Origin of the sequence: Pseudomonas syringae pv. tomato str. DC3000, from assembly GCF_000007805.1 — a bacterium.
GTDB classification, from domain to species: domain Bacteria; phylum Pseudomonadota; class Gammaproteobacteria; order Pseudomonadales; family Pseudomonadaceae; genus Aquipseudomonas; species Aquipseudomonas avellanae.
Map to the genome: position 1 here is coordinate 2,008,224 of NC_004578.1, position 21,874 is coordinate 2,030,097.

Annotated in this window: 17 protein-coding genes, 4 tRNA genes and 1 riboswitch; of the genes, 11 read left to right on the top strand and 10 right to left on the bottom strand. The window is 56.0% G+C overall.

Translation table 11 applies throughout. The features are described 5' to 3' along the window. Window positions 1-42 precede the first annotated feature (42 nt). Complete coding sequence (locus PSPTO_RS09580; protein ID WP_005616613.1) at window positions 43-555, bottom strand: 6,7-dimethyl-8-ribityllumazine synthase; 513 nt, start codon at window positions 553-555, stop codon at window positions 43-45. 133 nt (window positions 556-688) lie between these two features. Further along, a riboswitch (FMN riboswitch) is annotated at window positions 689-855 on the bottom strand. Between the two features lie 212 nt (window positions 856-1,067). On the opposite strand from PSPTO_RS09580, the gene ltaE reads away from it, so the two are divergent. The 7 genes from ltaE to PSPTO_RS09615 all read left to right on the top strand — a co-directional run bounded on the left by ltaE (window position 1,068) and on the right by PSPTO_RS09615 (window position 7,027). Continuing rightward, window positions 1,068-2,072 (top strand): low-specificity L-threonine aldolase, encoded by a 1,005-nt coding sequence (ltaE, locus tag PSPTO_RS09585; protein ID WP_011103722.1) that lies wholly within the window; start codon window positions 1,068-1,070, stop codon window positions 2,070-2,072. A gap of 144 nt (window positions 2,073-2,216) precedes the next feature. Next, on the top strand, window positions 2,217-4,841 hold the full coding sequence (alaS, locus tag PSPTO_RS09590; protein ID WP_011103723.1) for an alanine--tRNA ligase: 2,625 nt from the start codon (window positions 2,217-2,219) through the stop codon (window positions 4,839-4,841). Window positions 4,842-4,931: 90 nt separating this feature from the next. Beyond that, on the top strand, window positions 4,932-6,164 hold the full coding sequence (locus PSPTO_RS09595; RefSeq protein ID WP_005731386.1) for an aspartate kinase: 1,233 nt from the start codon (window positions 4,932-4,934) through the stop codon (window positions 6,162-6,164). A 171-nt stretch (window positions 6,165-6,335) separates the two neighbouring features. Then, window positions 6,336-6,524: a carbon storage regulator CsrA gene (csrA, locus tag PSPTO_RS09600; RefSeq protein ID WP_002554426.1), complete on the top strand. Its 189-nt coding sequence runs from the start codon at window positions 6,336-6,338 to the stop codon at window positions 6,522-6,524. Window positions 6,525-6,586: 62 nt separating this feature from the next. Continuing rightward, window positions 6,587-6,677 (top strand) — tRNA-Ser (locus PSPTO_RS09605). Between the two features lie 109 nt (window positions 6,678-6,786). Then, window positions 6,787-6,863 (top strand) — tRNA-Arg (locus PSPTO_RS09610). Window positions 6,864-6,950: 87 nt separating this feature from the next. Then, window positions 6,951-7,027, top strand: a tRNA-Arg gene (locus PSPTO_RS09615). Between the two features lie 43 nt (window positions 7,028-7,070). Here the strand turns inward: PSPTO_RS09615 and bamE are convergent. Next, the gene (bamE, locus tag PSPTO_RS09620; protein ID WP_007245069.1) at window positions 7,071-7,562 is read right to left on the bottom strand and encodes an outer membrane protein assembly factor BamE domain-containing protein; all 492 of its coding nucleotides are present in this window, start codon (window positions 7,560-7,562) and stop codon (window positions 7,071-7,073) included. A 323-nt stretch (window positions 7,563-7,885) separates the two neighbouring features. Between bamE and mgtE the strand changes: the two genes are divergently transcribed. After that, complete coding sequence (gene mgtE / locus PSPTO_RS09625; RefSeq protein WP_005767763.1) at window positions 7,886-9,328, top strand: magnesium transporter; 1,443 nt, start codon at window positions 7,886-7,888, stop codon at window positions 9,326-9,328. A gap of 204 nt (window positions 9,329-9,532) precedes the next feature. Here mgtE and PSPTO_RS09630 read toward each other — a convergent pair whose 3' ends face one another. The 3 genes from PSPTO_RS09630 to PSPTO_RS09640 all read right to left on the bottom strand — a co-directional run bounded on the left by PSPTO_RS09630 (window position 9,533) and on the right by PSPTO_RS09640 (window position 10,764). Continuing rightward, on the bottom strand, window positions 9,533-9,859 hold the full coding sequence (locus PSPTO_RS09630; protein ID WP_002554423.1) for an Arc family DNA-binding protein: 327 nt from the start codon (window positions 9,857-9,859) through the stop codon (window positions 9,533-9,535). Between the two features lie 444 nt (window positions 9,860-10,303). Further along, the gene (locus tag PSPTO_RS09635) at window positions 10,304-10,489 is read right to left on the bottom strand and encodes a PA3371 family protein (protein WP_057443210.1); all 186 of its coding nucleotides are present in this window, start codon (window positions 10,487-10,489) and stop codon (window positions 10,304-10,306) included. 35 nt (window positions 10,490-10,524) lie between these two features. Continuing rightward, entirely contained in the window at window positions 10,525-10,764 is a 240-nt protein-coding gene (locus tag PSPTO_RS09640) for a hypothetical protein (RefSeq protein WP_010204340.1), read from the bottom strand. 316 nt (window positions 10,765-11,080) lie between these two features. Here PSPTO_RS09640 and PSPTO_RS09645 point away from each other — a divergent pair. Continuing rightward, window positions 11,081-11,157, top strand: a tRNA-Arg gene (locus tag PSPTO_RS09645). A 109-nt stretch (window positions 11,158-11,266) separates the two neighbouring features. Here PSPTO_RS09645 and PSPTO_RS09650 read toward each other — a convergent pair. From PSPTO_RS09650 to PSPTO_RS09665, 4 genes are all read right to left on the bottom strand, one after another. Then, window positions 11,267-11,482 carry a hypothetical protein gene (locus PSPTO_RS09650; protein ID WP_226992689.1) on the bottom strand — a complete coding sequence of 72 codons (216 nt, stop codon included), beginning with the start codon at window positions 11,480-11,482 and terminating at the stop codon, window positions 11,267-11,269. An 86-nt stretch (window positions 11,483-11,568) separates the two neighbouring features. After that, window positions 11,569-13,158, bottom strand: coding sequence for a hypothetical protein (locus PSPTO_RS09655; RefSeq protein WP_164923173.1), 1,590 nt, complete (start codon window positions 13,156-13,158; stop codon window positions 11,569-11,571). Further along, complete coding sequence (locus PSPTO_RS09660; protein ID WP_164923174.1) at window positions 13,134-15,326, bottom strand: hypothetical protein; 2,193 nt, start codon at window positions 15,324-15,326, stop codon at window positions 13,134-13,136. The genes PSPTO_RS09655 and PSPTO_RS09660 overlap by 25 nt, the downstream gene beginning before the upstream one ends. Before the next feature lie 437 nt (window positions 15,327-15,763). After that, window positions 15,764-18,178, bottom strand: a complete 2,415-nt coding sequence (locus tag PSPTO_RS09665; protein WP_011103728.1) for a DUF3772 domain-containing protein — start codon at window positions 18,176-18,178, stop codon at window positions 15,764-15,766. Between the two features lie 544 nt (window positions 18,179-18,722). Here PSPTO_RS09665 and PSPTO_RS09670 point away from each other — a divergent pair. Both PSPTO_RS09670 and PSPTO_RS09675 read left to right on the top strand, forming a co-directional pair. Next, window positions 18,723-19,112 (top strand): DUF2946 family protein, encoded by a 390-nt coding sequence (locus PSPTO_RS09670; RefSeq protein ID WP_011103730.1) that lies wholly within the window; start codon window positions 18,723-18,725, stop codon window positions 19,110-19,112. A 195-nt stretch (window positions 19,113-19,307) separates the two neighbouring features. After that, window positions 19,308-21,302 (top strand): TonB-dependent receptor, encoded by a 1,995-nt coding sequence (locus PSPTO_RS09675; protein WP_226992700.1) that lies wholly within the window; start codon window positions 19,308-19,310, stop codon window positions 21,300-21,302. Between the two features lie 95 nt (window positions 21,303-21,397). Here the strand turns inward: PSPTO_RS09675 and PSPTO_RS09680 are convergent, their stop codons facing one another. Continuing rightward, a complete protein-coding gene (locus tag PSPTO_RS09680) occupies window positions 21,398-21,679 on the bottom strand; it encodes a hypothetical protein (protein WP_046463918.1) in 282 nt (93 codons plus the stop codon). Window positions 21,680-21,874: the final 195 nt, after the last annotated feature.

Genomic DNA, 21,874 nt, shown 5'->3' on the forward strand with positions numbered 1-21,874 from the left:
GAGTCGTACTGACGAACGCCTCTCGTGCCGATGTTTCGCGTTTCAGCAGGCAGCTTTCTGCTGCGCATCCAGACGACGCAGGCTGCGCACCTTGTTCAAGGTATCCGCGCAGGTCTTGGCCGCTTCTTCGCCTTTGTGCGAGAAGTGATCGAAGAAGAACTTCTGGTGCTCTTCACCCGCATGGAAGTGATGCGGCGTCAGGACCACGGAGAAAACCGGTACTTCGGTTTCCAGCTGGACCTGCATCAATGCGCTGACCACTGACTGCGCAACGAATTCGTGGCGATAGATACCACCGTCCACCACCAGTGCAGCGCCGACGATGCCGGCGTAGCGGCCGGTATTGGCGAGCAGTTTTGCATGCAGCGGGATTTCGAAGGCGCCGCCGACTTCAAAGATGTCGATGTCACTTTCGGCATAACCCTGTTTGGCCATTTCGGCGACAAAACCTTTACGGCTCTGATCGACGATATCCTTATGCCAGCAGGCCTGGATGAAAGCGACGCGTTCGTTCGGATGGCTTTTGCTTTTGCTGTCGATTGCAGTAGGTTGCACGTGTTCTGACTCCTGTTTAATTTAATGAAAAAAACAGGGCATTTTGGATCGAAAGGGATTCAAGTCGCGTAGGAAAGCCTCCTGAACGATGTCGTTCATGATGAGGTTTTGCAGACGTTCTTGCAGACACCAATCCCGCTCTCTCTTCATCCGGACTATGACCGTCGGCCCCGGAATCACACCGGGTCTGCTGACCTTGCAGGTCGTCAGCCAAAGCTGAAACCCCCAAGCGCTCGCGGGCTAGACGCATTGCGCGCCATTACCGCCGGTGGGGAGTTGCACCCCGCCCTGAGAACGTTACCGGCACATTACGTGTCCAGTGCGGGATTTTTATCACAGTTTGTTCGATCATGCATGGACACTTTCGTACAGTGCACCTGCCTTTTTCTTATAAGGACGCGGAGTATCGAGAGCGGCAGCGCTTGATTATCATGTACCGCAGCCTCAGTAATGCCTTGTTGCAAGCCAAAGGTTGCATGCATTATCGATCTTCAATTTCAGGGAGCTTTTTCGTGACGGTCATCGATCTGCGCAGCGACACAGTGACTCTGCCCACCGCAGGCATGCTTGACGCCATGGCACATGCGCCGGTGGGCGATGATGTCTACGGTGAAGACCCTACGGTCAATCTGCTCGAGGCCACGCTCGCCGAGCGCCTCGGGTTCGACGCCGCCTTGTTCGTGCCCTCCGGCACCATGAGCAATCTGCTGGCGTTGATGGCGCACTGTGAGCGGGGCGATGAATACATCGTCGGTCAGCAGGCCCACACCTATAAATACGAAGGGGGTGGCGCGGCGGTACTGGGCTCGATTCAGCCTCAGCCGCTGGACGTGCAGGCGGACGGTTCGCTGAGCCTGCAACAGGTGCTCGACACCATCAAGCCGGACGACTTCCACTTTGCCCGCACACGCCTGCTGGCCCTGGAAAACACCATGCAGGGCAAGGTGCTGCCGCTTGAGTACCTGGCCGCCGCGCGCAAGCTGACCCTGGAAAAAGGCCTCGCGCTGCACCTCGACGGCGCGCGGCTGTACAACGCGGCGGTCAAGCTGGGCGTTGATGCCCGGGAGATCACCCGGCACTTCGATTCAGTCTCCATCTGCCTATCCAAAGGCCTGGGCGCCCCCATTGGCTCGGTGCTGTGCGGCTCGCAGCCGCTGATGGTCAAGGCGCGGCGTCTGCGCAAGATGCTCGGCGGGGGCATGCGTCAGGCAGGCGGGCTGGCCGCTGCCGGGCTCTATGCGCTGGATCATCAGGTCCAGCGGCTGGCCGACGATCATGCCAATGCGGCGTTTCTGGCCGAGAGCTTGAGCGGGCTGGGTTACAGTGTCGAGCCTGTGCAGACCAACATGGTCTATGTGCAGATCGGTGATCGCGCCGCAGCGCTCAAGGCATTCTGCGCCGAGCGTGGCATCGTGCTCACTGCCGCGTCGCGGCTGCGCATGGTCACTCACCTGAATGTTTCGCGTGCTCAGGCAGAGCAAGTGATCGCGGCATTCGCAGCCTTTGAACACCCATGACATGCCGATAATCCAGTTACTTGTCTCTATCGCACAAACACACTGTACCGAGGGCGCAACGCCTATATAATGCGGCCCTTTGCCGTCGCTACGTCATTTGACGTTTTGCACTTGCCTCTGGCCGCAGTCTCCGTGGAAGAACCTATGAAAAGCGCAGAAATCCGTGAAGCCTTCCTTGGCTTCTTCGAAGAGCAAGGCCACACCCGTGTCCCTTCAAGCTCCTTGATTCCGGGCAATGACCCAACCCTGCTGTTCACCAACGCAGGCATGAACCAGTTCAAGGATTGCTTCCTGGGCCAGGAAAAACGCGCCTACACCCGCGCCGTGACCAGTCAGAAATGCGTGCGTGCCGGTGGCAAGCACAACGACCTGGAAAACGTCGGCTATACCGCTCGTCACCACACTTTTTTCGAAATGCTGGGTAACTTCAGCTTTGGTGACTATTTCAAGCGTGATGCCATTACCTACGCCTGGACCTTCCTGACTTCCGAGAAGTGGCTGAACCTGCCCAAGGAAAAACTCTGGGTCACCGTCTACGCGACCGACGACGAAGCCTACGATATCTGGACCAAAGAGATCGGCGTCCCGGCCGAACGCATGGTTCGCATCGGTGACAACAAAGGCGCGCCTTACGCCTCCGACAACTTCTGGACCATGGGCGACACCGGCCCGTGTGGCCCGTGCAGCGAGATTTTCTTCGACCACGGCGCGGACATCTGGGGTGGCCCGCCAGGCTCGCCGGAAGAGGACGGCGACCGTTACATTGAAATCTGGAACAACGTTTTTATGCAGTTCAACCGTACCGCTGATGGCGTGCTGCACCCGCTGCCAGCGCCGTCGGTCGATACCGGCATGGGTCTTGAGCGGGTCAGTGCCGTTCTGCAGCACGTGCATTCCAACTACGAAATCGACCTGTTTCAGAGCCTGCTTACCGCATCGGCCAATGCCATCGGTTGCAGCAACGACAACCAGGCTTCGCTGAAAGTCGTGGCTGACCACATTCGTTCTTGCGGCTTCCTGATCGCCGATGGCGTACTGCCTTCCAGCGAAGGCCGTGGCTATGTGCTGCGCCGCATCATTCGTCGCGCCTGCCGTCACGGTAACAAGCTCGGTGCCAAGGGCAGCTTCTTCTACCAGATCGTCGCCGCGCTGGTCGCCGAGATGGGTTCGGCATTCCCTGAACTGGTGCAACAGCAGTCGCACATCGAGCGCGTCCTCAGAGGCGAAGAAGAGCAGTTCGCCAAGACTCTGGAACAAGGCTTGAAGATCATCGAGCAGGATCTGGCCGAGCTCAAAGGCACCGTGGTTCCCGGCGAAATCGTGTTCAAGTTGTATGACACCTACGGTTTCCCGATGGACCTGACAGGTGACATCGCCCGTGAGCGTAACCTGACGCTGGACGAAGAGGGCTTTGAGCGCGAAATGGAAGCCCAGCGCGTGCGTGCACGTTCGGCCAGCTCGTTCGGCATGGACTACAACAGTCTGGTCAAGGTCGATGTGGCCACCCAATTCACCGGTTACTCGGCGACCACCGGCAGCGCCAGCGTCGTTGCCCTCTATAAAGACGGGCAGTCGGTGACTCATCTGAACGCAGGCGAAGAGGGCGTGGTGATTCTCGACACCACCCCGTTCTATGCCGAATCAGGTGGCCAGATCGGCGACAGCGGCTTCCTGCTGGCTGGTGATGCGCGCTTCGACGTCAGTGACACCACCAAGACCGGCGGGGCATTCCTGCACCACGGTGTTGTGGCGTCCGGCAGCCTGAGCGTCGGCGTACAGGTTGAAACACAGGTGGCCGATGAAGTTCGTGATGCAACCAAACTGAACCATTCGGCCACTCACTTGCTGCACGCCGCATTGCGTCAAGTGCTGGGCGAGCACGTGCAGCAGAAGGGCTCGCTGGTCGACAGTCAGCGTCTACGCTTTGACTTCAGCCACTTCGAGTCGATCAAGCCTGAGCAACTGCGTGCACTGGAAGACATCGTCAACGCCGAAATTCGCAAGAACACGCCGGTGGTCACCGAAGAAACCGACATCGACACCGCGAAAAAGAAAGGCGCCATGGCGCTGTTCGGCGAGAAGTACGGTGACAGCGTTCGTGTGCTGAGCATGGGCGGCGAGTTCTCCGTCGAGCTGTGCGGCGGTATTCACGCCAGCCGCACCGGTGACATCTCGTTGTTCAAGATTGTCAGTGAAGGCGGCGTTGCCGCAGGCGTGCGCCGTATCGAAGCGGTGACCGGCGCGGCTGCGCTGGCCTGGCTGAACTCGGCTGAAGATCAACTCAAGGAAGCCGCGACGCTGGTCAAAGGCAATCGCGACAACCTGCTGGACAAGCTGACGGCGGTGCTTGAGCGCAACCGTCTGCTGGAAAAACAACTGGAACAACTGCAAGCCAAGGCAGCCAGCGCCGCCGGTGACGACCTGTCGTCGGCCGCGCTGGATGTCAAAGGGGTCAAGGTTCTGGCTACGCGCCTGGATGGCCAGGACGGCAAGGCGCTGTTGGCGCTTGTCGACCAGTTGAAGAACAAGCTCGGCCGCGCAGTGATCCTGCTCGGCAGTGTTCATGAAGACAAGGTTGTCTTGGTCGCAGGCGTGACCAAGGACCTGACTGGCCAACTCAAAGCCGGTGATTTGATGAAACAGGCGGCAACCGCAGTAGGCGGTAAAGGCGGTGGTCGTCCTGATATGGCTCAAGGCGGTGGTGTCGATGCAACTGCGCTGGATTCAGCGCTGGCACTGGCCGTTCCTTTTGTAGAGCAGGGTATCTGAGTCGAATCTGCAGGCCTGTCGCTTGCCGGCAGGCCATGTAAGGTTTGAATGTTAATAGGTGCTCTTAACGGGTTCTGAGGCGGCTTTGAGATGGCTTTGATCGTACAGAAATTTGGCGGCACCTCCGTGGGCTCTGTAGAGCGCATCGAGCAGGTGGCCGACAAGGTCAAGAAATTCCGTGAGGCGGGCGACGACCTGGTGGTCGTGCTGTCAGCCATGAGCGGTGAAACAAATCGTTTGATCGAGCTGGCCAGGCAGATCAGTGATCAGCCGGTTCCCCGTGAACTGGACGTGATCGTCTCCACGGGCGAGCAAGTGACCATTGCGCTGCTGGCGATGGCGCTGATGAAGCGCGGCGTGCCTGCGGTTTCCTACACCGGCAACCAGGTGCGCATTCTCACTGACAGCGCGCACAACAAGGCGCGCATCCTGCAAATCGACGACCAGAAGATTCGTTCCGACCTGAAAGCCGGTCGGGTGGTGGTGGTTGCCGGTTTCCAGGGTGTCGATGAGCACGGCAATATCACCACGCTTGGGCGTGGCGGCTCTGACACCACCGGAGTGGCCCTGGCGGCTGCGCTGAAGGCTGACGAGTGCCAGATCTACACCGACGTCGATGGTGTGTACACCACCGACCCACGTGTGGTGTCGCAGGCTCAGCGTCTGGACAAGATCACCTTTGAAGAGATGCTGGAAATGGCCAGCCTCGGTTCCAAGGTGTTGCAGATCCGCGCGGTCGAGTTCGCCGGTAAATACAACGTCCCGCTGCGCGTCCTGCACAGCTTCAAAGAGGGGCCGGGCACCCTTATTACAATCGATGAAGAGGAATCCATGGAACAGCCGATCATTTCCGGCATCGCCTTCAACCGCGATGAAGCCAAGCTGACCATCCGTGGTGTGCCAGACACCCCCGGCGTGGCGTTCAAGATTCTCGGCCCGATCAGCGCGGCCAATATCGAAGTGGACATGATCGTGCAGAACGTTTCGCACGATAACACCACCGATTTCACCTTCACGATCCATCGCAACGACTATCAGGCGGCCTTGCAGGTGCTTGAGACGACCGCGCGTGAAATCAGTGCCCGTGAAGTTTCCGGCGATACCAAGATTGCCAAGGTGTCCATCGTCGGTGTCGGCATGCGCTCGCACGCGGGTGTCGCCAGTCGCATGTTTGAAGCACTGGCCAAGGAGAGCATCAATATCCAGATGATCTCCACATCGGAGATCAAGGTCTCTGTGGTCATCGAAGAGAAGTACCTGGAGCTGGCTGTGCGCGCATTGCACACCGCGTTCGAGCTGGATGCTCCTCGGCAGGGTGAATGACTCTGTCGTCGAAGGGCGCGGGCTGACCGCGTCTTTCGGGTACTGCGCAGAAAGGCTGTTGTTTTCTTTGCGTTAGTCGATACACAGGTTAACGGTCATGGCTTTTCGCCAGCGACCTTTGCCTGCCGGTTGCAGACCGTGGTCCCTTAATAAAGGCGTAAGGAGAAAAGTATGCTGATTCTGACTCGTCGGTGCGCAGAAAGCCTGATCATTGGTGATGGTGAAATCACCGTAACCGTGCTCGGAGTGAAGGGTAATCAGGTGCGTATTGGTGTCAATGCGCCCAAAGAAGTCGCGGTTCACCGTGAAGAGATTTACCTGCGGATCAAGAAAGAGAAGGACGAAGAACCAAGCCATTAATTTTTATTGAATTTTTGGTTTGCAAACGGGGAAAAGGGTGGTTATTATACGCCCCGTGTTGCGGAGAGCTGGCCGAGTGGCCGAAGGCGCTCCCCTGCTAAGGGAGTACACCTCAAAAGGGTGTCGGGGGTTCGAATCCCCCGTTCTCCGCCATTATTTATGTAGCGCGTCAGATTGGGCTTGATCGGTAAGTTATTGAAATTACTAGAAAAAGTGATTGACAAAACAATCTGACGATCTATAATGCGCGGCACCAACACATGCACTCGTAGCTCAGCTGGATAGAGTACTCGGCTACGAACCGAGCGGTCACAGGTTCGAATCCTGTCGAGTGCACCATTTAAAGTTGTTTGAAGCGCTGTAAGCAATTACAGAATTTCCGATAACTGGCTTCAACCAGAGGTGATCTGGTCTAAAAGTACCAATGCACTCGTAGCTCAGCTGGATAGAGTACTCGGCTACGAACCGAGCGGTCACAGGTTCGAATCCTGTCGAGTGCACCATACAACGAAAAGCCCACATCGAAAGATGTGGGCTTTTTGCTTTCTAGCGTTTTCCTTTAACGCACCCGTGCTCATCAAATGTCACGCTACTGCTGCGGCCTTTCTTCTGGTTATACACGTAACGCAATTCCCCATTGCGGTTGCTGACTTTGTCTGGACGCCCCAGCAGGCTTTCCACATCGCGTTGCGTCATACCGGGAGGGGTCCGCTGGTTGATGATGGCCGCTCGGCGCTGTTCGGCGCTCAAGCGGTTGCCGCAGCCATCATCGCGGGTGCCAACCACGACCAGTTCCTGGCCTGATGATCTTTGGCGCGCAGGCTCTCGGCTGTTTGCAGAAGGAAGCAAATCGATCCGGGTCCCGGGTGGTGCGTTGAAGGCGCTCTGCAGGCGAGTGCTATGACCTGCCGGGCAGCCCAGCGTCGTGAACATGATCTTTCCTGATGCGTCCTCGCAGCGCTGAACACTGCTGGCGATTGCGTGCAGGGGCAGGCAGAGCAGGGCGTTGCAAAGGGTCAGATGAATGGCGGCGCGCATGGCCAGGTCCTCCGTGACGGGTGTGGTGAGAGCCTAGCGGTGGTCGTTAGCCGGGGCGAGCGCGTTTTATTGGCTGAATGTGACGCAGCGTCTCTGGCGGCTCACGTGGCTGTGCAGCTTTGCGCTGCAAACGATTGTTATAAGCTGAATTTCTCGCATGCGCTTGGCTCAAAGCGGTGTATCATTGCGCCCGTCAGCTCCGCCGGGGCTTGTGGAACACCTCCATGGACTTACCCAGTCGTTACTTAATAATGTTTTTCAACAATCATGAATTAACTGATTGATCTCCCGGCGTGCCCCGCTGCTGGGAGTGGAGCTCGCCTATGACCGAAAGAGAAGTAAAAAAAACGCAGGAAAGCTTGCAGGATCGCCTGGCTCAGGTCGTCGATCTGCTGCAGCGCCAGCGTATTGTTGAAGACCTGACCCACCGTCAGGAGGGTCAGAATCAAGACCGCGTAGAAAACCTGGTTCACCGGCAGAACCTTGTCGAGCTGCAGCGCAAGCTCGAAGACCTTCACTCCGCCGACGTCGCTTATATTCTCGAAGCCCTTCCTCTGGAAGATCGCCTGACCGTCTGGCAGCTGGTCAAGGCCGATCGCGACGGCGACATTCTGCTTGAAGTATCCGATTCCGTTCGTGAAACCCTGATCGCCGACATGGACGATCATGAGTTGCTCGCGGCGGCACGGGACATGGACGCCGACGAACTGGCCGACCTTGCTCCCGAATTGCCCCGCGACGTTGTTCATGAACTGATGGAAGCGCTGGACTCTCAGCAGCGCGAGCGTGTCCGGTCTGCCTTGTCCTATGACGAGGACCAGGTTGGTGCGTTGATGGACTTCGAGATGGTGACGATCCGCGAGGATGTCAGCCTTGAAGTTGTATTGCGCTACCTGCGCAGGCTCAAAGAGCTGCCTGGTCATACCGACAAATTATTCGTGGTCGACTCCGAGGGCGTTCTCAAGGGCGTGTTGCCGATCAAGCGACTGCTGGTCAATGATCCGGAGAAGCAGGTTGGCGAAGTCATGGCCAACGACCCGGTCAGCTTTCACCCTGAGGACGATGCGTACGATGCCGCGCAGGCTTTCGAGCGTTACGACCTTATCTCCACGCCGGTTGTGGACAAAAACGGCAAATTGATTGGCCGTCTGACCATCGATGAAATCGTCGACCTGATTCGTGAAGAGAGCGAAAACGAAGTCCTCAACATGGCGGGTCTGCGAGAAGAGGAAGATATCTTCGCTTCGGTATGGCGCTCGCTGCGCAACCGCTGGGCGTGGCTGGCGGTCAACCTGGTCACTGCATTCCTCGCTTCGCGGGTAATTGGCCTGTTTGAAGGCTCCATCGAGAAGCTGGTGGCGCTCGCTGCGCTGATGCCCATCGTCGCCGGCATTGGCGGCAACTCGGGTAACCAGACCATCACCATGATCGTGCGCGCAATGGCGCTGGATCAGGTCAACACCGGCAATACGTCCCGGCTGCTGCGCAAGGAGCTGGCTGTGGGCCTGATCAACGGCCTGCTGTGGGGTGGGGTTATCGGGGTTGTCGCTTACCTGTTGTATGGCAGCTGGTCACTTGGCGTGGTCATGACGGCAGCTATGACGCTTAACTTGCTGCTGGCCGCCTTGATGGGCGTATCCATCCCTATGGCGCTTGCGCGTCTGGGTCGCGACCCCGCAATGGGTGCGAGCGTCATGATTACGGCGATGACTGACAGCGGCGGGTTCTTCATCTTTCTCGGGCTGGCGACGATCTTCCTGCTCTAGAAGTTCTGTTCCAGCAACGACGCTGTAATAAAAAAACCGCCATGACCAGGCGGTTTTTTTATGTGGACGCGTTATGTTTGCGCAGTGTCTCGAAAAAAGGTGCTGTGTTGCGGGTGCGTTGTTAGTGATGCCGACGGTCAACTAAGAAAAATACTACAACAAAAAAGGCCAGCTTTCGCTGGCCTTGGTCATTTGCGCTGAGTCTCAGGACTCTTCGGAAGCAAGTTCCGTGTCATGGGCGATCAGCGAAACGAGAGCATTCTGTTGACGATGTGAAAGCTGGCGAAAACGTTGCAGCAGCTCGCGTTCGTGCAAGGACAGCTCAGGACTATCCAGGCGCAGGCTTGGCTCATCGCCAAGTGCACCTTCCTGAATCAGGCTTTGTTCGAGGCGGGCAATGATTTCCGAGTTCATGCTGCGGTGATGATTCTTGGCTACTTCCTGCACGCGATTACGCATGCCGTCTGGTAGGCGAACGACGAACTTGTCAGCCGTGCGGCTGGAATAAGTAGCCTGTTTCATAGGGCTCATATATTTAACCGGTTAGTTCAGGGGAAGCGGTTCTAGCAAGTGGCCGCAAGATTGTCTTCGTCAGACAATCGTTTTGGCCAAATGTTCAACCGGGGATCCAAGGAGCCAACATAATGCAGTAAAACGTCGAGTCCTTGGCGTCAATTCTGTGACAAATATTGACTCAGATAAAGGCGTTTGGCCAGCACCAATTATCAGAAATGCGAGCAAATTTGCAAAGTCATTGCGTTTGCCCGCAGATAAAAGGAATCGCTACCGAGCTGCTTTTTGCCATCATGGCCATTTGACTCTGAAATTAGGTCGGAATTCAGCGCAGACGAAGCCAGCCGACAAAGGGTTGGCGGGGAGGGGGGCAAGGCAGGATTTCAGAGGTTAAGAGGTGCAGTCGAGCGCTGCGGCCGGTTTACTCGAAGGGGGAGGCTATGAAGGGGGAGGCTATGGGGCTTAACGCAGCACCGGGTCGAACTTGAAGCGACGGCCAAGGAATAGCGCGACGACGAAAAGGCTGGCGAACACGCCTGCAGCGATATTGGAAGCGATACTTAAGGCCTGCGCATGAACGGGCAGCAACAGATTGACGATCACAGCCATGATCGCCAGTACCAGAAATGACAACGCGGATTTTGACATGGCTACACTCTCGTAACTGGGTGATTCAAACGGTCTCAGAAAACCCAACGCTGCTCGGCGCGAGGCATCTGTACGGAAGCATCATCGTCAGTTGCCAACACCGCTGCACTGGCAACACGGTCAGTCATGATTGCCAACTGAGGCGCATGGCTGATCTGGTGATGGACAGGAGCAGGCGCAGTGACCTGCGTGTCCTTGGCACCGGAATCCTGGAAATGAAATGCCACCAGAGCCACCAGAGCTGCCGCATTCAACGCTGAGAGAGTCTTGTTCATTTTCCAGTACCTGTGCCCGACCGTTTGGGATGAGATGTGTTCACAGATATCGATAATGCAGTCTGCATGCCAAGCTGAAATAGATAAAAAAACTATTAAAATCAATGGTTTATAAATCGAAAAAAAGTGGTCTTCAGTGCGTTTTGCAATGGTGGCTTTTTGGAGGATTGCAAAATGCATGATTGGTTTATTCAGCTGTGTTTCGTAGCGACATCGGCTACAGCCCTGGAGGGCAATGACGACATGACAAAAGCGGTGCATGCCGCTAAGATGCACGCCGTCATCGCTGGCACCGATCGGTGTGCTGGCACGCAGTGTCTCAGTAGCTCAATTGGATAGAGCATCCCCCTCCTAAGGGGAAGGTTGCAGGTTCGAACCCCGCCTGGGACACCATACAATTCAGCGCTTTCAACGACTTCTTATATTTCAGAACGGTGGCCATGACAGCAGGGTGACAGCGGCATACTTTACGGTCTGCCTTTTTGATCTGTCATCGCGTGTCTTAATTCTCCAAATTCATTGAGCGCATAAGCAGCCCACGTTCACGGATGTAGGCACTGGCAATCTCTGCGCTTACGAACTCGTCCTCCTTAGGCACGGCCCTTTTAGGTAGCTGTTCGTCTGCGTACTGTTTCAATTGTGGAAAAACCCACTCCTTGTCTGCCGGGTCGGTAACGTTGTCCTTGAAAACAAAGATTTCCTTCTTCAGCGCTTCCATCCGAGCGATTCAAATGTAGGAGAGGTGCTTGACCTGTGCTGGCAAAACTCAACTCAACTCACGCCAAGCCCCTCTTAGCTGCACTTCTACCAACGCGTAGCTCGCTGAGCAGCAGCAATATCTGCCCGCTCCGCATCGGCTTCCCAGCCTTCAGCAATCCTGCGGAGCATTGCTGACGTTCTCACTGATGTTATCGTTTTCGCAGCCCACTCACGCGATTGAGAGGCGAGGGCGCGTTCCTGATCCCCGCCCTCATCCGGCATTTTGCTGTACACCCCGCGCATGTTGTAACGTTCGAGGCTGATGCCTCGCTCAACCTCAGGCGATGCCAAAACTTCAATGACGTTTCTGACGGCCTCGTGAGGCCATGCCGAGTCCTTCGCTCCAAGCGGGGCGTGTGCCAGTATTTGTCCAATCAGTTGATCTGTGACCATACCCCTGTTCGATTCCTGCGCCAGTTTTCGGACATCTACGCACCAAGTCCTCAGAGCAGCTTCATCCACGTCGTTTCCTTTCTGACCTGGCAGCTTCTTTAGCCCCTTGAGTAGCCGATAGGTAGCGGTTGCCAGCTTTCTATCCGTTTCGGAAAGATCTCGAGGCTCTTCGTCTTTGGCTCGAAATACCCTGCTAACCATGCCCATAAAGAACACTGGCTGCTCCAGCAAAAGCTCATGGATCGTAAGGTTATCGGTACGGAGCATGGGAAGGTACATGAACTCCAGTGCTGCCAGGCTTTCCCGTGGGAGGTCAGATCTTTGCGCTAATGCGGAGAAAATCCTGTCTACGTCTAGAAATCCAAATGTGCTTTTCGCCTCTGGATCTGCGTTATGTTCAGACACTGCAGACGACATGATCGCCTGAGTCGTTGCGACGGAAAGCTCCTCCAATCGTTTCTCTGCTGCGGCCAGGGCTGCTGCAGATCGCCCCACTGAGCGATATTTTTCGATGGCAAATGTGAGATCTTCTAGCGGCCCGTTGATCCTGATAGGCGATTTTTGGCTCCAGTACGCTGCCTCCGTCTCATTCCCAAAAGACGTGACGTAATTCCAGCTTTCCTTGGTTTCATCCAGTCCCAAAAGCACGAGAGCGCACTTCTGATGATCCCAGCCACTCTTCTGCAGAGCGTCCTTTGCATCTGTGGCCCAACTGTCACCAAACCGTTCCATACCATGTGCCAAGACGATGCTTGCAGCGAGGGCTGACTCGCCAATGGTGCTTGAGAGCAGCCTGGTGAGCAGTTGCAGAAGCTGGTTATCAGGAAGCTGTAGGCCGCGAATCGAGAACATCACCAAGCGAGGAACCTTAACGCGCTCCATCAAACCCACCACGCCATCGATTCCCGTCGCATCCATGATGCCCCTGAGAGCTGCCAGGCGGGCGTCCTCCACCGCCTGAATTGGGTCGGAGGTCTGATCGCCCAAATCGAACGAGGGCATCCAATCGTCGAAGAGCCAGCTTATAGATTCCACCAAAGCTGCGGGCTTGTGTCTTTCGATCAAAGCCTCGAGCGTTTCGATACTGTCAGAGGGCAATGCCCAGTCCGCGTCTTGATACTTACGGTGGCGCAGGGTTTGTTTGCGAAGTGCATTCCATATGTCGGATTGCTGTTCGTCTTGGGTAGCACCGAGAACCTGTCCGAGGCCGTTTACGATCAGTTCGAACGTGGGTTCCTGCACGGAGCCCAAGAGTCGATCAGCGAGCCCCAGCGGGCTGGATCATATTCTGCCCGGGTTATCGCGAGCTCAACGATTCTTTCTTCACTTTTCCAGACAAGCCCGTATGTCAGGTTTTCGTTCTCTCTCTGTTCGGGCTCTCTGAATCTCGGCTTCGTCGTCGGCGTGCTGGTGTCGCTAAATCGAGGGAGTAGTTGTTCCAGGAGCGGCCATGCGATGAAGGGGACGTCGTTAATGATCGACTCAAGAATCGCGAGCCGATGTTGAGTGCTGACGGCAGTGCCGGGACTCCATGAAAGGAAGATCGAGCGTAGGCTATTGATGGGCCGGTTCGTCAGCTTTCCACCAGGATCCAGAGCTGCAAGCTTTGCGAGGCAGAGTGCTGCTCGTTGTAGGAAATCCGGAAGCCACGCCAGCGCCTCCAGAGACCACAACAAACCGCAATGATAGGTAGTCGGGGTGATTAGGCCCGGGTATTCGTCGAAGATAGGACGGATCGTGGCGTCGCCCTCAAGCTGACGCTCAAGGGCCTCAAGAAAAGGGTGTGGGGAGGCCTCCGCCAGCAGGGGAAGTTGTTGCTCTAAACTCGCAATGAGCCGGTGATCGCTGGACAGGCCTGGCAGGCCCCGGACGACCTCGTCAACGAAAGTTTGAGGGTTCGAGCGTGAGACTTTGAACTGCGCTTGCTCATGTAACACGGCCATGTGCAGCAGTGTGTTCATAAGGCCGCTTTTTAGGGAGTCAGTATGCAGCGGATTTTGATCTCTACTGCCTGGCATCAAAAAGGGCTGATCCGCAGTAGGAGGTTTGTGCGCTTGCGCAGCTTTTGAAAAAACCGAGGTTACAGCTTCCTTGAAGCGATCCAGATGTTTGCTGCTGATGAGATGCCCTAGGTATACAAAAGCGTCCACTGATGCTTTCATCGCCCAGAGATCTTCAATGCGCTCTAATGGTGCATCCCGCATCTTGGTAAATTTGAGCAGCTCTTCTTCTGCGTCATCGTAATCTTTACGGGTGAGCAGACTCAGGATTGAGCGATCCGGCTCCACGTCAGCCATCCAGGATCCAGCGAGTAGGGCAGGGATCAACAAGTCAGCATCTTCAATCCACTCAGGATTTTCAGCCGTGCCACTAGGGTGCAGTCGAGCCAGAACCGCTAGGCTGCGGCCACATGTTCTAGCCAGTTGGTAACCTGCGTCTTCGTTCATGCCCATATTCATGAACGCCTTGCCCATTTCTCTGCTGCTTGGCCTGCGAAGGAGAACGTGATCATGGCTTTTCTCATCTGCCCCGGCACTGATGACGGTAACACCTTCACGAGCGAGTCGCCCTGCCGAAGCCCTAGCGCCTTGTCGTGGAAGGTAAATAAGATTGTCCAGTGTTAAGCAATGCCTGACGGCTTCTTCCGTTTCTACGACTAGGGTGCGGGCCTCCAGTACGTTGCGGATGGGTTCCGGTGCGCTACGTATTGCCGCGATGACGAAAGCAATGACCTCGTCAGGAGAGTCGGCTGCAAATGCAAGGCGGCCGCTGTTTTGAGTCAGCTTTTCCAGCAACTCTTTCGCTTGATCCTCTCGGCTGGCGAGCAATACCGATTCCTTCAGTTCGGGTGAGAATCGGCTTGAGTAGAACTGCCAGAATTCTTCAGTGCTCTGAACTCCGATTTGGGGAGTCAGCTTGAGCTCGCAACTGGCCCATTTCGACGCGACGGCCGGGCACTGGGCGAGCCAGTTCTCTAACCGCGTTCCCTCGAGATACTCAACTTTTTTCCACTCCCCTAGGGCGTTTTTCTCCGCAAGCCAGTCAGGGAGTTTCTCTCCTCCGGTGTCCCAAGTTCGAGGTGTAACAATCACCAACGTAAGGTTCGCGCGATCAGCCGGCGCGACCTCGTTGGTGCGTTTTTTATAGTCACTCTCAGCCTTGGCTTTACCTGCACCACTTGTTCCAAACTCCCAGACGGACTTGCCGTCCGGGATGAACGATGAGGAGGATTCTGCGTCAAGTTCGCCATCGTAGCCTCGAACCTGGCCTTTATCCCCGTTTGGAAATCTTAGGTATCTGACTTTTGATGCCGTGGCCCATATTAGGTCGCTCACGAGGCCGGGCATCTTGCCTTTAGCCTGGACTGTTTCGGCCCACATCTCCAGATTAAGCGCTTTGATCCACTGCAACTTTCATCTCCTGTTTTCAGTAGCCAGCAGGTTCCATTTTCCATTCAGCTTTACTGGACGGACCGCCGCCACTTTATTCTCGGGCGGTTGAGATTTGCGAGGGATTTTCTTACCTATGGGCGCAAAACCTCTTAAATCGAAAGAGGTAAGCACGGCGATTTCCATGCGGCATGGCGGTTTGCTTATCGCTAGCTGCGCCCCTCGCAAACCCACCCCCGAAACCTCCATGGCGCCCACAGCCATTCCGAACGCCCAATCGCTTGTACTGGCGCCTCTGCGTGCTGAGACCCCAGAGAGCTCGTGGTCAACCTACGGTTAACCAGGTCTCCTTTGGTGGTGTCCGGAATGATTAGGCCACATCAGTCCCCAGCTCGTTTTAACCGATTAAAAACCGGAGCAGGCGGCATAACCACCTGCTCCCGCACTTCATCCCTACCCTAAGGCGCCACCGACTCTTCCGTAGCCTCCTTCCCAGCCCCCTCATTGATCAACACCATACTCTGCGGCGCAGACAGCGCTACACCCAGCTCCCTCAGACGCCCCAACACCGTAAACAACAGATCGCTCCGCGCTCCACCTACCGAACGTGGGCTGTTCACGTAACCGCTGGCACTGATAATCAAACCTGTGTTGGTCAGGTCTTTGAACGTGACAGAAGGCGCTGGCGCGTCGAGTATCGCTTCGTGCTCGGTGAAGGCTTGCAACAGCAACTCGCGTATTTGCAGGACATCTGTTTCCAAAGGCAGGGTCAGCGTGATTCCGACTACACCCAGCGCATTGCCCATGGTGACGTTGCGCACGTTTTGCGTGATGAACTGCGAGTTCGGCACGATCACCGTCGAGCGGTCGCCCATCTGGATTTCGGTGGCACGTACGTTGATCCGGCGAATATCGCCTTCGACCCCAGCCAGGCTCACCCAATCCCCGACTTTAACCGGACGTTCGGTCAGCAGAATCAAGCCGGAGATGAAGTTCTGCACGATGGCTTGCAGGCCGAAACCGATCCCCACCGAAAGCGCACTGACCACCCAGGTCAAATTGGTCAGGCTGATCTTGAGCGTGGACATCACCACGGCCACCACCAACACAAAGCCGATGTAACCGATCAGGGTCACCAGTGAGGCCTGCATCCCTGCATCCATGTTGGTTTCCGGCAGGAGGCGCTCTCCAAACCATTCCTTGAGCACACGTACACCTAGCAGACCCACGACCAGGCAAACCAATGCCATCAGAATATCGCTGGGGACGATGCTCAGATTGCCCAGCGATTTGGAGGTGACATCCAATTGAGCAAAACTTGCGAGCAAATCGCCCGGGCTGGAACCCGAGGGCAGGAAAGCCAGCAACACAGCGGTCAGCAGGAGCAAGGTACGGCCTATGCCCGCCAGTACGGTGCTTGCCTGAGCCTGATGGCGGGCGGACAAGCCCAGCGCGGAACCCAGCGCCATGCCGCCAGGTTGTTTGGGTGACAGCAGGGTTTCGCAGATGTCACCGAAGCAAGCGATCAACAGATACGCAGTGGACGCTACCACGCTCACCCAAAGCAGTTTCACCGCCAGGAAGTAAGCCAGCGTCAGGTAGCCGCTCACCAACGCCAGCAAGCTCAACCCGACCCACACTGTAACGATGAACGGGATCAGCCCGGCGAAGCCGCCCAGGCGCTCCAGCCCAAACCTTCGGCGGGTTCGACGGTAGCGCACCAGGGCGTAAAGGAATACCAGCGACACCGCCAATGCCGTCAGGCCATTGACTGCCACAGTCAGCGCCAGGCTGCTGGCTATCACGCTGTTGATTCGCTCCTGTGTGCCGATGACCATGAGTGCCAGCGCCAGTACGGCCGGGATGCGGCCCATGGCCGTTGCGATCTCGTCAGGAATTTGCGGCAGGCGCCATGAGGCGTGCGGCAGCATCAGCAGGGCGCGGCCCAGGCCGAGAATGAAGGCGCAAAAGGTGATCAGCGTCTGCACCTGATCAAGCAGGTTGACCACGTCGTTGCTGAGCACAGCATTGCTCACGATTCCCCAGCGCAGCAAGGAAGTGGCAACGGTAATGGTAAGGATCGTCGACAGTCCGACGGCCAATGCCAGGGCGCTGCGGCGCAGGCGGCCCTCAGGCAGCCAACGGATCATTGACCAGATCAGCAGACGCTCCAGCAAGCGCCGAACAACGAACCATATCAACAGCGCGCCAAACACGATGCTGATGAACTGCATGCGGTTGCCCGGTGCCAGTGCGCTGGTGAGCACCTGACGAACGTCTACCAGCAGCCTGTTCAAGCGTCCCAGGTCGTCATCGGTAGGGCGAATCAGGGTGGACCAGAATGCCGAGCTGAGTGGGCTTGCGGTGCGGGTGCTGATCTGTGAATCGAACAGGCTGCGGCGCAGGTTGAAAATCTGTGTAGCCAGATCCCGGGCCGACTGGCTCAGGGTATTGGTCTGACGTTCATCATTGACCAGTGCGTTTTTCTGAGTGGTCAATGTCTTGCGCTGACTGGTCAGATTTTGCGCTTCGTCTGGTTGCACCGGCCCGAGAATGTTGAGCTGATCATTCAGGTGTTCGATGTCGACAGCTTGCTGGGCAATCAGATTGTCGGCTTGTTTCTGAACCTGCAAGGCGGCCTGCCGCAAGCCCGATAGCAAGTCATCATTGGCGCTGGCCGCGACCTTTTGGCGGATCTGGTCGAGCTGCTCATTCAAGTCATCCAGGCTTGGCGCGTCCACTGCCGGGGATGCGCTGCTGGAGCTGTCGGCCTGGGGAGCGGGAATATTTTGCGCCAAGGCTGGCAAAGTCACGCACAGCAAAAGCAAGGCCAGCAGCCCAGTATAAAAACGGTTCAGCGAAGCGTGCTGCATTTTCTTCCCTTCTTTGGTTAAGCCGCCTGGCGAGGGCTGGGTATTTCAGGCGTTAGTCTCGGCATTCGCTGTCGTGTCTTTCTTTGAGTTGTACTCATGAGTCACGTGAACACAGCGGACAGAGTTGGACCCCGTCTTTTTTTCATAGAAGCGGGCGATAGACTTATGAAGCTTCTCATCATTTCCATCACCGGCGCTGGCTGGGGTTGAGAGTGTAAACGACAGCCGCTGTTTCGCAGAACTGGCCGGTGGCATAAACCTGGTATTACGTCACGCTTCGTATCTATTTATCGTCGTAGCGCATGGTCGTTGCTCCGCTCATGATCGACAGACATCGTCGATGTTTTGATGGGGTTTCCATGATCCTGCGACTAATTCTGGCACAGCGGTTTGCGCATGCCTGCTGAACCGATCAAAACCGAGCATTCACTCATCACACCTCCTTGCTTACGCAGCACTCTGTGGCGAAACGGCGCACCCCTTTAAAATTTACATACCTCGATAAAACGGGCTAAATGGCGCCCCCTTCGCGGCGATTTCATTTATGAGTTCGTTGAAACGCATCAGCCCCTGGATTGCCTGTCTGGCGGTCTTGCTGAATATGTTCGCCATGCCGCTGAGTCGAGCGATGCAGACGCCGGACATGCGCCTGATGTTTTTGGGTGGATTCTGTTCCGGTGGCGGCTCGGGCGCGCTGCCTCAAGAACTCGGCAAGATGCTCGATGCCTTGCAGATACCCCAGTCCAAACCCGTCATGCAACATGGCGACTGCTGCTGTGGTCATGCCGGGTTGGCAGCATTACCCTCCCGTTACTATCGGCATTTCCTGCCGCAATACACATTCAATACCACCCTCGAAAATCCTGAACTGCTGACGCTGCATCCAAGGATTCGTTGGCCCAGCCTAAGCCCGCGCGCCTCTCCTGTCGCCTGATCACATCACCGCTGAAATTGTGCGGTGCTGCTCTCTTTGAAACTGTTTAGCGGCCTGCGATGGACGCTGAACGCCCTTAAGTTTCTTGATCATCAGGAAGTGCGAGCTATGCCTGCCCCCTTTACTTTGCGTCACGCAAAGCGTTTGTCCGTGTCCCGTTCCATATGGCCCTTGATGTCGGCCGGTTTATTCACAATGAGCCCGTTGTGCTCTGCATTGGCCGACACCGTTAAAGTCGAAGATTCGACGTTGACGCTCGGTACGGTAACTGTTCAGGGCGCGACCAGTGGCCCTTTGAGCACCAGCAGCGTACTTAGCTCAGTGGATATCCTGGGGGGCGACATCCTTGAAAAGATGCCAGTCAACTACAGCTGGGAACTGTTCAGGCGCGCGCCGGGTGTGATGTTGACCGAGTTCAATCAAGGCACCACATCCGGCAAGATTTCTTTCCGCGGCTTTAACGGCGAAGGGGAGGTGAACGCCATCAAATTGCTGATTGACGGCATTCCAAGTAACAGCAACGACGGCAACATGCCGTACATGGACATGATCTTTCCGATGGAGCTGGACAGCATCGAGGTGGTGCGTGGCACCAGTGATGCGCGCTATGGCCTTAATAACATTGCCGGCAACGTCAATATGCTGACCCGCACGGGCGGCGACTACAATAAGGCGCGGTTTCGTTACGGCAGCTTCAATACCCAGGAAACTCAGCTAGCCAAAGGCCTTGAGAGCAGCAACTGGACTCAGAATTACTTCTTCGCCTATCAAAAGTCAGACGGTTACCGGGATCACGCCGACGCAGACAAGTTTTCAATGTCAGGCAAATGGTTTTTTACGCCGGACGATGACAGTTACCGTATAGGCCTGATCGCTCGCCACTATGAAACCGAGGCGCAGGAGCCGGGGTATCTGACCGAGGACGATGCACGTCATCACCCCGAAATGACCAACAGTTTCAACGCGACGGATAAAGGCACCCGGCGTATGAACCAGGTCAGTCTGCATTTCGATACAGACCTGGCCGATACGCTCGCTTGGTCAGCGAAGACCTATGTAAACACCCTCGATGACAGGCGCTGGACGCAGTACTGGCGCACGAGCTCACAGCAGGAGCGCGACACTTACGAGACTCAATACGGCGCCCTTACTTCACTGACCTGGCGCCCGGAAGTCATTTGGCTATACGATTTCGCCCTTGAGGGCGGTACGGACGTACAGCAACAGCAAAACCAGAGTGAGCGTTATCGCACCAGAGACCGTGCACGCCTGGCGACCACTCGCGACCAGCAGTTTGATTTCGACACCTATGGCGCTTATGTCCAGGCCGAAATCAAACCGTTTGAATCGCTGAAGATCGTACCGGCTTACCGGGTCGACAAGATTCAGGGCGACTTCACTAACGAAATGACTGGCACGGATTACGACATCAACGATTACGGGCTGATCAAGCAGCCGAAAATCAGCATTGTCTATTCTCCGTGGGATGTCGCCAGTTTCTATGCGAACTGGGGGCGTACCTTTCAAGTAGGGACGGGGGCTGCTGCCTACAAGATTCCGCCGAGGGATACGGACCTTGCACCTTCTATCAACGAGGGTTGGGAAACCGGGATCAAGTTCACGCCGGCGGACTGGGTGGATGGTCGAGTCGCCTATTGGCAGCAAGAGGCTTCCGGGGAAGTCAGTCGCAGGCTGAACGACCCGAGTGGTGAGTCCGATAACGTTGGGGAAACCCGGCGGTGGGGTTATGACGTGCAAATGAATCTGCACCCTGACGAGCGCACTGAGATATGGCTGGCCTATTCCTGGCAGTATTCGAAAATACTCCAGCCGAGTGCCACGTTGCCGGGCAGCAAAGGTCGGGAAATCGACCATATCCCGCATCACCTTTACAACGCTGGCATCAGCTATGACGCGACACCCGCATTACAGTTGACTGCCTGGATGAATGGCCAGACGAACTATTATCTGGAGCGGGAAAATACCAAGGGGACTTACGGCGGTTACGTGCTGATGAACCTCGGTGCAACCTACAAGGTGACGCAGTCAGTAAGCGTTGACCTGCAGTTGAAAAACCTCACCAACCGATATTATGAATACGTCTGGTACGACCCGGACGGTGCCCAGGGATCTCTGCATTCCCCAGGTGATGGTCGCGCACTTTACACCGGAGTGACTGTGGACTTCTGATAGGGAAGATTGCCGAGGCCCTATGGGGCTCGGCCATTCACAGTATCAAGCTTGCTTTCCAGCCGTGACTGCAAAGGCTGAAAATTTAAGGAGGCTCATTTGCTATCGCACTCAAACACAATTTTGCGTGATCTGGAGACCAGTAACGCTATCAGGTCCTGCAGTTGGCAGGACAGGAAATGAGCATGCATGGCTTGTGGGTCATGCCATAAACACTCAATTATCCAGCTGTTGGTTTCGGGCACTCTCCTTAGCTCACAGTTGGCAATGCCCGAAGCGTTGCGTTCTACCAGGCCAAGAATAATGGAAATCCTGCTCTCAAAATCATCGTCCATGTTAACTTCGAAACCCATAGCGCTTTTTACAAGGCTCGACATTGACCTGACTCCACAGTGGATTTTAAATTACGTTACTGCCAACGCTGGATGCAAGAAGCCCCTTCGTGCCAATGCGCTCTACAGCGTTAAATATAAAAAATACAATAGCCGGAAAATGGCCAAAAATAATGACAAAACGTTGACGAATCCTGCCAAAATCATTAGAGCCCGGCAGGTATTCTTTCGGGGGGATCG